Origin of the sequence: Flavobacterium zhairuonense (assembly GCF_004352915.1) — a bacterium.
Classification (GTDB): Bacteria; Bacteroidota; Bacteroidia; order Flavobacteriales; family Flavobacteriaceae; genus Flavobacterium; species Flavobacterium zhairuonense.
Window position 1 is genome coordinate 43826 of the sequence record NZ_SJSY01000063.1, and the last position, 14669, is coordinate 58494.

The following is a 14669-nucleotide window of genomic DNA, read 5'->3' on the forward strand; positions in this document are numbered from 1 at the left end:
TCTGATTATTTAAATTTTTCACTTAATCAATTAGAATAATTGATTTAAGAAACTATTACATAACCATATAAACCTAACCAAAAATGAAAATTTATAAATTTTTGTTTAAAGTGCTTCTATTTAGTGCTTTAAGCACATCTGCGTTTGCTCAAAACAAAGACAATAAAAAACAACCTGAACCAACAGGAGTAAGCAATATGGCTTATAAATGGAGCGAAATTGCGATCAATGCAACGGCAAATGATACCGATAGATTCAAGCCAAGACCAACTGTTACTTCCCGTTTTTTAGGATTAACATTTGTTGCCATTTTTGATGCCTGGAGCCGTTATGATGAAAAGGCAATTTCCGTATATTTAAAAGATGCAGAAAGAAGACCTCAGAAAGAACAAACACTAAGAAATAAAGAGATTGCTATTAGTTATGCCGCTTACAATGCATTGTGTGAATATTTTTTTTCAGACAAAGAAATTTTTAAAGCATATATGATAGAATTAGGATTGGATCCTAACGATAAATCTCTTGATCCTAAAACACCAGCAGGAATAGGGAATTTAGCCGCCAAATCAGTGATTGAAGCCAGAAAACATGACGGTTCAAATCAATATGGAGAAGAAGATGGATCAAATGGAACTCCCTATTTTAACTATGTAAATTATAAGCCAGTAAACACTGCCGACGAAATGGTTGATGTAAATCACTGGCAACCAAAATATTTTTCAGATGGAAAAGGCGGTAAGTTCGCGCCCGGCTGCATGACGCCATTTTGGGGTAAAGTAAAACCTGTTGGGTTAAAAACTGGAGATCAGTTTCGTGCAATGCCTCCACCTTCTTTAGATTCTGAACAACTCAAAAATGAAGTTAAAGAATTAATCGACTTGCAACATAATCTTACTAACGAACAAAAAGCATTAGTAGAATTTATGCGTGATGGCCCAAAATCAGTGCAACAAGCTGGACACTGGCTAAAATTTGCTCAGGATGTTTCAAGACGAGACAAGCACACGCTGGATCAGGATGTGAAAATGTTTTTTTATAATCAGGTGACGGCTATGGATTGTTTTATAGCATGCTGGGATACAAAAATGTTTTATGATTTTGCTCGTCCTTATGCTTTAGTACATTATTATTTTAAAGACAAAACTATAAATGCATGGGGCGGACCAGGTTATGGAAATATTGATATGAAAGGGCAAGACTGGAGACCATATTCGCCAGATATTTTTTTATGTCCTGCATTTCCCGGTTATGTTTCAGGACACAGCACAATCAGCGGAGGTTGCGGTGAAGCATTAAAACTATGGACAGGAAACGACAATTTCGGAGAGTCTGCAACAGTAAATGCGCCAGGATCAATGACAGAACCAGATAACGTAGGAAAACCTGTTGTACTAAAATTTCCAACATTTACAGAAACAGCAAATATGGCTGGAATTTCCAGAGTTATGGGAGGCTATCACATTCAGGCAGATAATGTTGAAGGACTTAAACTTGGAAGAAACGTAGCTCACGAGGTTTGGAAATTCTACAATTTTCATATCGGAAATAAAACTATAGATAAAATTACTTCAATTGAATAAGTGTTCCAATTTTAAAATGGAACTGATTTTTTCTGAAAATGTTTTAATTATGAAAATTAAGCCAGTAGTATTTTTATTGATAGTTTCTGTTTTGGCAGTTTCATGCGATTATTTTTCCAATCCGAATGACAAGATGATTAAGATTTTGGATGCGAGAAAAATGATGTATAATGTCAAGAGCAATCCTTTTGCCGCAAAGGCAGAAGTCGCTTATTATGATTCTATAATCAATAGTTCTGATGAAGGTTTTTTCAAATTATTCAACGAATTGAATAAAGGAAATGCTTTGTTGAAATTCGGAAAAGAAGCAGAATCTGTTTCAATTATGGAAAATGCCATCAAAAGAAAAAAAGCGATTGATGGCAAAGATGATCCACAAGCGCTTAAATGTTTGGCAATTGCTTATATGAGACTGGGTGAAAAGCAAAATTGTGTCAATTACCACAATCCGGAATCGTGTATTATGCCTATTCAAAAAAATGGCATTCATACTATACGTCAGGGATCTCAAAACGCAATCGAAATTTATAAGAAGTTATTGGATTTAGATCCAAACGATTATGAATCGAGATGGTTGCTTAATATTGCTTGTATGACATTAGGCGGTTATCCTTCAAACGTTCCTCAAAAATGGCTGATACCTAATCTGAATAAAGATGATTCGGACTATCATGTAAAACCGTTTTTGGATGTTGCGCCAAACGTGGGCATAAAAAGCAGAAATATGTCGGGCGGAGTAATTGTTGATGATTTCAATAATGATGATTATCTGGATATTGTTACTTCAGATTGGAGTTTAGATGGCGTTATGCATTACTATCAAAACGATCTAAAAGGAAAATTTTCAGATGTATCCAAAATTTCAGAAATAGGCAGATTTAAAGGCGGTCTGAATATGATCCAAGCAGATTATGACAATGACGGCGATGTTGATATTTTTGTTTTAAGAGGAGCTTGGATGCATAAATTCGGCAGACAACCTAATTCATTATTACGTAACAACGGCGATGGCACTTTTACTGATGTCACTATTAAAAGTGGTTTGTATTCTGAATTTCCTACTCAAGCCGGAAACTGGAATGATTTTAATAATGACGGCTATTTAGATTTATTTATTGGCAATGAATCTTCAAATGATGGATCATATCCTTCTGAATTGTACATCAACAATCAGGATGGGACATTTACAAATGTTGCAAAAGAAGCAAAATGTGACATTGTTGCTTTTATCAAAGGAGCAACGTCGGCAGATTATGATAATGATGGCGATATTGATTTGTTTCTTTCTGGAATGAATAAAAAGAAGATATTATTAAAAAATACCGGACTTAAAAATGGCATTCCGCAATTTAAAGATGTTACAGACGAAGCTGGTTTAGCTGGAATCAATGTAATGACTTTTCCAACTTGGTTTTGGGATTACGACAATGATGGCTGGCAGGATATTTTTGTTTGCGGTTATCAGTTCAACGGATCAATTGCCGGTGAAACTGCGATGGAAGCATTAAATATTCCGAATGGAAGCAGCAAAATGTACTTATACCATAATAATCATGACGGTACTTTTTCAGATGTTTCCGTGTTGTCTGGTTTGAGCAAAACTGTTTTTGCAATGGGTTCAAACTTTGGAGATTTTGATAATGATGGTTTTTTGGATATGTACCTAGGTACAGGAAATCCGGATTATAAATCCTTGTCGCCTAATAAACTATTCAGAAACATGGGCAACGGAAAATTTGCAGACGTAACCGTTTCCAGCCGTATGGGAAATCTCCAAAAAGGACATGCAGTAGCTTTTAACGACCTTGATAATGATGGTGACAGCGATATTTTTATAGAAGTTGGCGGTGCTTATTTTGGTGATGCTTTCAATAATTCTTTATACCTGAATCCAGGCCAAAACAACAATCGTTGGATCAAGATGAAACTGGAAGGTACAGAAAGCAATCGTTCTGCAATTGGTGCCAAAGTAAAAGTAACTTTCAAAGAAAACGGCATTTCAAGATCTGTATACAGGATTTTAAATTCAGGTGGAAGTTTCGGAGCCTCGGCATTGCGAATGGAAGTTGGAATTGGACAAGCGTCAATTATTGACCAAATCGAAATCACTTGGCCAAAAAATCAGAAAAAGCAAGTGTTTAAAAATGTAAAGCCAAATCAATTCATCAAAATTATTGAAGGAGAAAAAGAATTTTCAAACATACATCTTAAAAAACTTTCCTTTCCAACAGCCGGAGCAAGATCACCAATCTGTATGTGATATATTGCTCAGAATTAAAAGGTTAATCCATTAGACAAATTGATAAATTTTAGAATTATAAAAATGAAAAACATAAATACAATAGCAGGTTTTTTGAGCATTGTGAGCTTAATATTACTTGCAAGCTGTTCTAAAGATTCTGATCAAAAGATCTTTACGACTTTAGACCGTTCTGATACAGGAATTGATTTCAGTAATAACTTGACAGAAAACGATTCACTGAATTACTTTACCTACAACTATATTTATTTAGGAGGTGGAGTTGCAACAGGCGATATCAATAACGATGGTTTAGTTGATATTTATTTTACCGGAAATCAGGTATCAAATAAATTATACCTGAACAAAGGAAATCTAAAATTTGAAGATATTACAGAAAAAGCTGGTGTTGGAGGCGATAGCCGTTGGTATACTGGCGTAGCTATGGCAGATGTAAATGGTGATGGATTTTTAGATATTTATTGTAGTGTGGGAGGGAAATTCGGACCTAAAAACAATGAATTATATATTAATAATGGAAACGGCACTTTTACAGAAAAAGCCAAAGAATATGGTATTGATGATGTTGGAAACAGCGTTCAGGGAACTTTTTTTGATTACGATAAAGATGGTGATCTAGATTTGTTTGTTGCCAATTATCCGCCAACTAAATTCAATTCGGCAACGGGAGATTATGTGCAAATGATGCTTCATGTCAAAGACAATGAATCTGGTCATTTATATCGAAATGATGGAAATCATTTTACGAATGTTACCGAACAAGCGGGTGTAAAAAACTATGGTTTGTCATTAAGCGCCACAGTGGGCGATTTAAACAATGATAGCTGGCCTGATATTTATGTTTCAAATGATTTTAATTCACCCGATTTCTTGTACATAAACAATCAGGACGGAACTTTTAAGGAAGTAGTAAAAGAAGCAATGGCGCATAATTCTTTTTACGGAATGGGCGTTGATATTTCAGATTTCAACAACGACGGAAATTTAGATCTTTTTCAGGTAGATATGGATGCAAAGGACAATCGCCGTAAAAAGGCAAACATGTCCAGCATGAATCCAAAACTTTTTTGGGATGTAATTGATGCAGGTTTTAATTACCAATACATGCACAATTGTATGCAGTTAAATACAGGAGTTTATGAAAACGGAATTCCACATTTTGGCAATGTATCACGCATCACCGGAACATCCTCTACAGATTGGAGCTGGGGACCTTTATTCGCCGATTTTGACAACGACGGAAATAAGGATTTGTTTGTAACAAACGGAACTCGAAGAGAAATTAACAACAATGATTTCTTTCATAGCCTTGAAACGTTAAATCTAAAACCAAAAGATTTGCTGAAAAAATCTCAGGAAATTCCTTCTGAGAAAATCGATAATTTCATGTTTCAAAACAATGGAAATTTAAATTTTGAGCAGGCAAATAAAAAATGGGGAATTGAATTTAAAGGTTTTTCAAATGGCGTTGCTTACGTTGATTTAGATAATGATGGCGACTTGGATATTGTAGTAAATAATATCGACGATTATGCGTCAGTGTTCGAAAATTCAAGTTCAAAAATCAACAATTACCTCAAAGTAGATTTTAAAGGCAATTCAAAAAATGTTTATGGTCTCGGAAATCGTGTTTATGTGAGAACCAAAAAAGGAACTCAAATGCAAGAACTTACTTTAACAAGAGGATTTCAGTCATCTGTTGCTCCTGAACTGCATTTTGGAGTAGGTAAAGAAAATACAATTGACGAAGTAAAAGTGGTTTGGACAAATGGCAAAGTGCAAAAACTAAACAATGTAAAAGCGAATCAAACACTTCATTTTAAAGAGCAGGATGCTAAAGAAGAAATTGTAGCGAAAACAGCTCCGAAAAGTCAATTATTTGCAACAGAAACCAAGATTTTTCCAGTTTACAAACACGAAGAAAATAAATACGATGATTTTAAGGATCAGGTTTTATTGCCTCATAAAATGTCAACTTTTGGTCCTGTGATTGCTGTTGGAGATTTGAATAAGGATGGTCTTGATGATTATTTCATTGGAGGTTCTGCAACTTATTCTGGGAAAATGTTTTTTCAGACTAAAAATGGTTTTGTCGAAAAAAGCATTCCTGCATTGGAACTAGATAAAGCTAGTGAAGATACTGGAGCATTAATTTTTGATGCTGATAATGATGGCGATAACGATTTGTACGTAGTAAGCGGCGGTTACGAATTTTTGATTAATGACCCAAAATTGCAAGACAGATTATATATCAACAACGGAAAAGGAGATTTTACTAAAGCGCCAGTCGGAGTACTTCCGTCCATGCCGACAAGTGGTTCAAAAGTATATCCAATCGATTATGATAAAGATGGAAAACAGGATCTTTTGGTGTTGGGAAGACAGGTTCCAGGACAATATCCTTCACCAACAACAACTTATTTGTTGCACAATATAAGCACAGCAACACAACCAAAATTTGAAATTTCTAAAAAAGCACCTAAAGAATTTGTCAATCTTGGAATGGCAACAAGTGCTGTAATCACGGATTTCAATAATGATAAATTAGAAGATATTATCGTTGTTGGCGAATGGATGCCTATCCGAATTTTCCAAAATTCAAAAGCGGGTTTCAAAGAAGTCACAAAAGAGATGGGACTTAACGATGATACTACAGGCTGGTGGTGGAGCATTCAGCAAGGCGATTTTGATAAAGATGGAGATATGGATTATATCATTGGAAATAATGGTTTGAATTATAAATACAAAGCCACTCCAGATGAGACTTTTGACATTTTTGTGAAAGATTTTGACAATGATAAACACAAAGATATTGTACTGAGCTATTACAATGATGGCAAACAATATCCGGTTCGTGGTCGTGGTTGTTCTTCACAACAAATTCCGAATATCAAGAAGAAATTCAAAGACTACGAAAGTTTTTCAGAAGCGACTCTGGTTGATGTTTATACCGAAAAATCACTTAAAGAAGCCTTGCATTACAAAGTAAAATCTTTTGCCAGTATTTATTTGGAAAATAAGAACGGAAAATTTGTAATTCACGAATTACCTGTTGAAGCACAGCTTAGTTGTATCAATCAAATAATGGTTGATGATTATGATAAAGATGGAAATCTTGATGCACTAATTACAGGAAACATGTATAATTCTGAAGTTGAAACTCCTCGAAACGATGCCGGTCATGGATTGTTTTTGAAAGGGAATGGAAAAGGAAAATTCAAATCGGTAACAGCAGTTGAAAGCGGATTTTTTACTCCGGGAGACGTTAAAAACATGGAGAAAATAAAAGTACAAGGAAAAACATATCTACTGGTAACTAAAAACAATTCGTTTTTGCAAAGCGTCAGGATTAATTAAAGTAAAAAATAAGTTAGGAAAAAGCTTTTGAACTCTTATCTGAGTTCAGGTCTGACTTTTTAAAAACAATACTTACAGTGTCTTTAAGGCATTGTAAGGACTTGTTTTAAAAACTCTTAATTAACTAATCCAAAATTCAAGACAAATGAAAAATACTTTCAACGCTTTCTATTTCTCATTAAGTGATAAAATAGGAAAACACAGTGTTTACTTAATGCGTTTGGCTTTGGTCATAATTTACATTTGGTTCGGACTTCTAAAAATCTTCGGTCTTAGTCCTGCAGGCGACATGGTGGCGAAAACGGTTTTTTGGCTCAAGCCAGAATTCTTTATTCCAATTCTTGGAATTTGTGAAGTATGTATCGGATTGGGATTGCTCTTTAGAAAATTGATTCCGGTAACTATTGTGCTGTTATTATTGCATATGGGAGCAACGCTTTCTACTTTCTTTATTCTAAAATCCAGTTGTTTTGAAATCTTTCCGTATGAACCAACATTGGCGGGTCAGTATATTATCAAGAATATTGTCTTGGTTGCAGGAGCGCTGGTTATTGCCGGAAAATACAACGAGGATTATTATACAGCAATGAGTTTGAAAAAAGAGCAGGAAAAGTTTACTGCAAATGCTGAATGAGTAAACTGAAACAAACTATTAACCAACAAAAACAAATTTAAAAATGAAAAAAATATACTTGTGCTTTCTCTTCCTAATTCCCTTTATGATGAATGCACAAACTGATATAGACGCGCTTATGATGAAGAAAAATGATTTTTGCTTCGGGGCGGTTTATCAATACAGCAGTTGGAACGAATATTGGGAAGGCACTTTTAAAAGAGAAAATCTTAATCTCGGAACGGTATCTTCTCAAGGTCCTGCTTTTATGGGTGATTACGGAGTATTAGACAAGCTGAATTTTCTTTTGACCGTTCCTTATGTTGAAACAAAAGCGACAGCAGGAACTATGAAAGGTCAAAAAGGAATACAGGATTTAACTTTCACTCTAAAATATATGCCAATTAAAAAGAATATTGGTAATGTCAAGTATTCATTAATTCTTTTAGGAAGTTATTCAACACCCGGATCAGATTATGCCCCCGATTATTTGCCATTGAGCCTTGGCCTTGGGAGCAATACAGGAACATTTCGATTGATGGGAGATGTCCAGTATCGCCATTTTTTCGCTACTTTATCTGGAGCTTATCTAAAAAGAGGAAACATTACCATTGATCGAAATTCTTATTTAGATAATGAAATTCATTATACCAATGAAGTCGATATGCCGGATTTAATAAATGTCAATTTTAGATTCGGATACCGTTCCTCAAAACTGATTGCGGAAGCTATTATCGATAATTCGGTTACACAATCCGGAGGTTTTAACATTACAAAAAACAATATGCCTTTCCCAAGCAATACGATGAATGCTTTCAAGTTGGGTGTGAATGGAAAATACACGGTTATAAAACAACCTGAATTAGCCATTGTTGGTGGATATAATGTAGTAACAGAAGGTAGAAATGTTGGAGAAGCAACTTCATTCTATGGAGGCATTTTCTATCTGATTAATTTTAATAAAAAAAGCAAGTAAGGTGAAAAATAATATAAAAAATATAGTTCTAAAAAGTCTGATATTTTTGTTTTTTGCAGTTGGATTATTACATTCTTGCGATGAGGATATTACACCTCGCAATGAGCAGTTTCCGCAACTAAATCCAAAAAATACAGATGTCGAAGCTGGCACTTGGAAAACATATCTTTTGACTGCACCAGATGAATTTTCAATAGATGCACCCGCGGCGACAAATTCAGCTGCATATACGAGAGAAATTAATGAAATAAAGAGTTTTCAGGTTGATATTACAAAAGAACAAAAAAGAATAATAGAGTATTGGAGCGCAGGTAGTGTGTTGCGTTGGAATGAAATTTTGCGAACATTAGTTGCGAGGCATAATCGTCCACCGTATCAAAATGAAGACGGAACTTATCCAGCTCCCTCAGCGGCAAATCCATTTGCATATCCTCAATTTCCATTTTCTAATCCTCCTTACGCGGCGAGAGCTTATGCGTATGTAAGTGCTGCTCAATATGATGCGCTGGTTGCAGCTTGGCATTTTAAAAAGCTTTACAACAGAGCGGCGCCTTATACTGTTGATCCGAGTTTGCAGGTTCTAATTCCTAAAAGCACTTTGCCATCTTATCCTTCAGAAGATGCTGTGGTAACGGGAGTTACCGTTGAACTTTTGAAATTATTATTTCCGACTGAAATCGCTTATGTAAACGGAAAAGCCGAGGAAGAAAAATTATATCGTATCATCAGTGGTGCCAATGTTCGCTCTGATGTTGATGCCGGAATAATTTTAGGAAGAAAGGTTGCGGCAAAATTCATCACTCGTGCTTCAACGGATGGTGCAGGGGCTGCTATTGGTACGCCGGCAATTTGGGCAGCATTTGAAACTGAAACTGCAGCAAAAGGAGAAATTCCGTGGAAATCATTAGAAGTACCGGCAAGACCTCCAATGTTGCCATTATTCGGAAAAGTAAAATCATTTTTAATGACAGAAGCTGATGTTGTTGCAAATCGTCCGCCTGCACCGCCATCCACAAAATCTGAAGCTTTTGCCAAAGAATTAGCCGAGATTAAAAGTTTCAGTCAGGACAAGTCTCGTGAACATTTGGAAATTGTGAGTTTTTGGGCTGACGGAGTAGATACTTACACGCCTCCAGGACATTGGAACGCCATTGCTTCTGAAAATTTTGTGCAACAATCGTACAGTGAAGTTCGTTGGGCAAGAAATTTGGCTTTGTTAAATGTTGCCATGATGGATGCGGCGATTAGTTGCTGGGATGCAAAATATGCTTATTTCAATCCACGTCCGTGCCAAATGGATCCTTCAATTAAAACCACTACAGGAGTTCCTAATTTTCCAGCTTATGTTTCGGGGCATTCTACTTTTAGTGCCGCCGCAAGTACGGTTTTGTCCCATTTTATTCCCGCTAAAAAAACGCAATATGAAGCAATGGCTTTAGAGGCATCAAACTCGCGAATGTACGGCGCTATTCATTATAGAAGCGATTGCGAAAAAGGATTAACACTAGGTAAAAAAGTCGCTGGTTTTGCTGTTGGAAGAGCAACAACAGATGGCGCTGAATAATCAAAGAATAATTATTTTTTATATTAGGTTGTTTTTCAATTTTAAACCCGACAGGTTTCTAAATTCTGTCGGGTTTTATTTTCATACTATCTTGGATTTTTACCTAAAAAAAGCACCCTAAAAATTTTCTAAATATCAATTATTTAGAATTGGATAAAAACAATAACAGGAAGAATACTTTAAATAGCCTTTTTCTAGAGTTGGATTTTTATGCGATTATTTCATGCGAATTTGCTTCATTTCTTATAGAAAATGCACGATTTGTTTGATTCGGATATACCGCATTGCTTTACTTTTGGAAGCTTGTTAAAAGATTTTTTTCTCCATTATCATTACGAACAAATTATCAATCTTGACCAAAAAGTTTTTAAAAAATATATAAAATGAAATTCCAAATTAGAACTATTATGTTGTTTTCACTATTCTTTCAAACCGCCTTTTCACAAACCGATGCTGTAACCGAAAAGAAGATCCAACATTTAATAAAAAAAATGACTTTGAAAGAAAAAGTGGGTATGCTACACGGAAACTCTAAATTTTATACTTCAGAAATAAAACATCTTGGAATTCCAGAATGGGCGTTGTCTGATGGTCCTCATGGCGTCAGAGCAGAAATGAATCGTCATAATTGGCAGTATACAGGACAAACTGATGATTCTTCAACTTGTTTTCCTCCCGGAACAGCTATGGCTGCAAGTTGGAATTTAGAATTGGCGAGACAGCGCGGTATCGTTTTAGGTGAAGAAGCTCGTTTTCGTAAAAAGGATGTTTTGCTTGGACCAGGAATCAATATCATTCGTTCTCCACTTTGCGGACGAAATTTCGAGTATTTAAGTGAAGATCCATTTCTTATTTCTCAGCTCTCTGTAAATTATATAAAGGCTTTGCAGACTCAAGATGTTGCTGCTTGCGTGAAACATTTCGTAGCAAATAATCAGGAAGAAAATCGTTTTGTTATTGATATTAATATGAGCGAACGTGCTTTTCGCGAAATTTATTTACCCGGTTTCAAATCGTCGATTGTTGATGCTGGAGTATTGGGAGTTATGGGAGCCTATAACAAATTTCGAGGCGAATACTGTACTGAAAATGCTTATTTGGGGCGAACTATTCTTAGAGATGAATTTAATTTCAAAGGCGTTTACATGTCTGATTGGGATGCCGTGCACAGTACTGAAAAAGCTGCTCTAGCCGGTTTGGACTTGGAAATGGGAACTGAAAAAGAAAATTATGATGAATGGTATTTTGCAGATCCACTCATTAAGGCAGTACAGGAAGGACGCATAAAAGAAAGTGTAGTAGATGAGAAAGTAGCGAATATTTTGCGAGTTATGATTAAAACCAAAGTTTTAGATCCTAAAACGCGAATAACAGGTTCTATAAATACAAAAGAACACCAGCAAGCCGCTTATCGCTCTGCTGTCGAAGCAATTGTTTTGTTGAAAAATGAAAACAAAACGTTGCCTTTAAATATGAGCACCTTAAAATCTGTGGCAATTATTGGAGATAATGCGACCCGTACACATTGTGGTGGCGGATTTAGTTCAGAGATCAAAGCATTATATGAAGTTACACCGCTACAGGCTATTACTGAAAAGTATGGAAAATCGGTACAAATAAATTTTGCACAAGGTTATGAAAAACAATCTCATGTTGTAGAAAGAAGCAGCGATGGGCAATTAAACACAGATAAAGTAGATTGGAAATTAATTGACGAAGCAGTGGCTCAAGCTAAAAAATCGGATGTAGCGATTGTTTTTGCAGGCTTGAACCATGATTTTGATTCAGAATCATTTGACAGACTTCACATGCGTTTGCCTTACGGACAGGAAACTTTAATTCAGGAAGTAGCCAAAGCAAATCCTAGAACCATTGTTGTGATTATTGCAGGTTCGCCACTTGAATTAGCCGGAATTGAATCTAGTGTACCAGCCTTGGTTTGGGGATGGTACGGTGGAATGGAAGCCGGAAATGCTGTAATTGATGTACTAAGCGGAAAAGAATTTCCGTCAGGAAAACTGCCTTTTACTATTCCGGTAACCTTACGCCAATCACCAGCACATGCTTTAGGAGCATATCCCGGCCATGATTTAAAGGTAAATTATGATGAAGATATTCTGGTAGGTTATCGCTGGTTTGACACTAAAGGAATTGAACCTCAATATTCTTTTGGATACGGACTATCTTATACTTCTTTTGAAATTTCTAATGTAGCGACTGATAAAAAAGCTTACAATATCGATGATGAAATAATTGTGAAATGTGAAATTAGAAATACTGGAAAATCGAACGGTGCTGAAGTAATTCAACTCTATGCTGGTCAAACAACTTCTTCCGTTTTAAGACCAAAGAAAGAATTAAAAGCATTCGATAAAGTATTCCTGAAACCAGGAGAAAAAAAAATGGTTTCTTTAAAATTGAAAGTAAAAGATTTGGCTTTTTACGATGAGAAAACTTCCAGCTGGAAAGTTGAAGCTGGTGAATTTGTACTTTATACGGCGACATCAGCGAAAGAAATTGTTAGCGCTTTGAAGATTGTAGTACAATAAATCCAGCTTAGAAAAATTCAAATAAATTAAAATTATGGCATTCGTAGAAGATTGCCATAATTTTAATTTTCTCTTCTTTCTCTAAGGTCACTTTCTATTTGAATTTCCATTTTTTTATCTATTTTGTAAAAGCACAGCATAACGGCGCTTATGATAAATATGAAACCAGGATAAATACTAACAGAAAGTTTAATTCCTTCGACTGCTGCGGGCACCTGATTGATTTCTTCGGCTACATAACCATATTTGGATAAAAAAGCCGCGCCTAATGCACCACCAATACTTATTCCAATTTTTAATCCTACAAGCATTGCCGAAAAAACAGTAGCAGTTGCTCTTCTATGGTTTTTCCATTCGCTATAATCAGCTACATCAGCTATCATAGCCCATAATAACGGAATTGTTACTCCGTAAATAAAACCGTGTACTAATTGGGTAAGAAAAACTATTTCAATAGCTGTTCTGCTGTAAAAATTGAAAAATAATAGACTTGTAGCTGACAAAAAAATAAAACTTATATAAATGTTTCTTTTTCCAAAAGTATCTGCAAATGGCTTTGAAATTAAAATGCCTAGAATCATAAAAAGAATTCCGCCAGCATTAAACAGACTAAATGCAGAAGTAGGAGCATCTTTTGGCCACTGAAAATCAACTAATCCCATTGAGATCATTTTATTGTTGAGATCTTGGATAAATGCTGTAAAACCGATATTGTTCAAAAATAAGGTTTGCGCATCTGGGTCTAGGTAATACTTAAAATAAAATACATACATTCCCCCTTTTAAGGACAAGGTTATAAATACCAAAATAGTAACAAGCAACATAACTAGCCAGGGACCATTTTTGGACAAATCAGTAAAATCCTGTTTCACTGAAGATTCTTGTTTTTTAGAAGGAAGAATTCTTTCTTTGGTTGTAAAAAAAGTGATCAGCAAACAAATTGTGCCTAGCACAGCAAATAATATCATCGTATTTTTAAAGCCTACTGCTTTATCGCCATGGCCAAAAATTAAGACTAAAGGCAATAAAAGGGACTGAATCACAAATTGAGCAATCATTACTGCTACAAAGCGATAAGATGAAAGACTATTTCTTTCTTTCATATCTCCCGTCAAAACACCACTCAGGGCGACATAAGGCAAATTATTGGCTGAATATATTAGTACTAAAAAGAAATAGGTTAGTAAAGTATAGACGATTTTGCCAGTTTCATTAAAATTTGGCGTTAAAAAAGTTAGAATAGAACCAATTCCAAAAGGTAATGCGGTCCATAAAATCCAAGGTCTGAATTTCCCCCAGCGAGTTTGAGTACGATCAGCAATAATACCCATAATAATATTAAAAAAGGCACCAATAAAGCCGCCTATAAAAATAATAACACTTGCAGTTCCGGCAGGAATTTTATAGACATCAGTATAAAAAAAAGCTAAAAAAGTAAGCAAAGTTTGAAAAATCAAATTGGCTGCAAAATCTCCTAAACCATAGCCTATTTTTTCTAACACCGAAAGTTTTTCGGTAGCTTTGTTGGCATATACGTAATGTTTTTTGCTTCTATCAGTGAAATGGTTTATAGCTAAAATAGTACTGAGTTTTTTCATTTGCAAAAATTTCCTTCCTTTTAATAATTCGAATAAAATGCTACCTGTAAAAATAGCTTGAAAGTTGAAATAAGATTGTCACTTTTGAAGCCTTTAATAGAACATTTGAAGCATTCTTTTGTTTCGATAAATCTTTTAAATATAAATTGCTATTTTCGCTTCATAAGTTTCT

8 protein-coding genes are annotated in these 14669 nt (G+C 35.2%); 7 read left to right on the forward strand and 1 reads right to left on the reverse strand.

Annotated elements, in window-relative coordinates; translation table 11 throughout:
• Positions 1-83: 83 nt before the first annotated feature.
• The 7 genes from EYY60_RS02765 (at position 84) to EYY60_RS02795 (ending at position 12899) form a co-directional block, all read left to right on the forward strand.
• Entirely contained in the window at positions 84-1580 is a 1497-nt protein-coding gene (locus EYY60_RS02765; protein ID WP_132987875.1) for a vanadium-dependent haloperoxidase, read from the forward strand.
• Positions 1581-1629: 49 nt separating this feature from the next.
• Entirely contained in the window at positions 1630-3840 is a 2211-nt protein-coding gene (locus EYY60_RS02770; RefSeq protein ID WP_162847841.1) for an FG-GAP-like repeat-containing protein, read from the forward strand.
• Between the two features lie 63 nt (positions 3841-3903).
• Positions 3904-7197 carry a VCBS repeat-containing protein gene (locus tag EYY60_RS02775; protein ID WP_132987877.1) on the forward strand — a complete coding sequence of 1098 codons (3294 nt, stop codon included), beginning with the start codon at positions 3904-3906 and terminating at the stop codon, positions 7195-7197.
• A 145-nt stretch (positions 7198-7342) separates the two neighbouring features.
• Entirely contained in the window at positions 7343-7831 is a 489-nt protein-coding gene (locus EYY60_RS02780; protein ID WP_132987878.1) for a hypothetical protein, read from the forward strand.
• Positions 7832-7874: 43 nt separating this feature from the next.
• Complete coding sequence (locus tag EYY60_RS02785) at positions 7875-8786, forward strand: hypothetical protein (protein ID WP_132987879.1); 912 nt, start codon at positions 7875-7877, stop codon at positions 8784-8786.
• 46 nt (positions 8787-8832) lie between these two features.
• Positions 8833-10350 carry a phosphatase PAP2 family protein gene (locus EYY60_RS02790; RefSeq protein ID WP_235832275.1) on the forward strand — a complete coding sequence of 506 codons (1518 nt, stop codon included), beginning with the start codon at positions 8833-8835 and terminating at the stop codon, positions 10348-10350.
• Positions 10351-10733: 383 nt separating this feature from the next.
• Positions 10734-12899, forward strand: coding sequence for a beta-glucosidase (locus tag EYY60_RS02795; protein WP_132987880.1), 2166 nt, complete (start codon positions 10734-10736; stop codon positions 12897-12899).
• A gap of 62 nt (positions 12900-12961) precedes the next feature.
• Here EYY60_RS02795 and EYY60_RS02800 read toward each other — a convergent pair whose 3' ends face one another.
• Entirely contained in the window at positions 12962-14497 is a 1536-nt protein-coding gene (locus EYY60_RS02800) for an MFS transporter (RefSeq protein WP_132987881.1), read from the reverse strand.
• Positions 14498-14669: the final 172 nt, after the last annotated feature.

Excerpts from the sequence above, each read along its gene's own strand:
- EYY60_RS02765 (WP_132987875.1), top strand. The coding sequence starts at position 84 with ATGAAAATTTATAAATTTTTGTTTAAAGTGCTTCTATTTAGTGCTTTA.
- EYY60_RS02770 (WP_162847841.1), top strand. The coding sequence starts at position 1,630 with ATGAAAATTAAGCCAGTAGTATTTTTATTGATAGTTTCTGTTTTGGCA.
- EYY60_RS02775 (WP_132987877.1), top strand. The coding sequence starts at position 3,904 with ATGAAAAACATAAATACAATAGCAGGTTTTTTGAGCATTGTGAGCTTA.
- EYY60_RS02780 (WP_132987878.1), top strand. The coding sequence starts at position 7,343 with ATGAAAAATACTTTCAACGCTTTCTATTTCTCATTAAGTGATAAAATA.
- EYY60_RS02785 (WP_132987879.1), top strand. The coding sequence starts at position 7,875 with ATGAAAAAAATATACTTGTGCTTTCTCTTCCTAATTCCCTTTATGATG.
- EYY60_RS02795 (WP_132987880.1), top strand. The coding sequence starts at position 10,734 with ATGAAATTCCAAATTAGAACTATTATGTTGTTTTCACTATTCTTTCAA.
- EYY60_RS02800 (WP_132987881.1), bottom strand. The coding sequence starts at position 14,497 with ATGAAAAAACTCAGTACTATTTTAGCTATAAACCATTTCACTGATAGA.